The organism is Paenibacillus forsythiae T98 (genome assembly GCF_000520735.1).
GTDB lineage: Bacteria > Bacillota > Bacilli > Paenibacillales > Paenibacillaceae > Paenibacillus_AQ > Paenibacillus_AQ forsythiae.
The window spans coordinates 1-335 of sequence record NZ_ASSC01000831.1 but is presented as its reverse complement, the minus strand read 5'-3'; the positions used below and the strand labels follow the sequence as shown (position 1 = coordinate 335).

At 60.0% G+C, this 335-nt stretch carries 1 pseudogene; it reads right to left on the bottom strand.

What is annotated here, in order from left to right:
• Positions 1 to 335 (bottom strand): annotated as a pseudogene (locus L692_RS33265) (contractile injection system protein, VgrG/Pvc8 family); the annotation flags it as partial.

Sequence of the window (335 nt, the reverse complement as noted above, 5' to 3'; positions counted from 1 at the left end):
GGCTTCGGCTGCTGAGCCATATAGCGGTCATAGCTGGCTCTCCAGCGGCTTCTTACCTCTGCCGGGATCTGGTGGTAGGCATGCTGCAGGGCATTGGCCTCGTTCAGCAGGCTTTTCACTAGCTCCAGCGGACCGCCGGAATGGGCGATGTGACGCGCACTCGTAAACACCTTTCCCCAAATCCATTTGCTGTAGTAGGCTTGTTTGGCCTTCTCATGCTCGTAGTGGCTGATGAGTCCCTGTAGCGCCAGTCCCGCCAGATATTTCAGCGGATGCGAGCCTCTTGTGCCGCCTCCTCCGGCGCGGCTTGTTCCCGTGCTCCGGACAGGGATCGC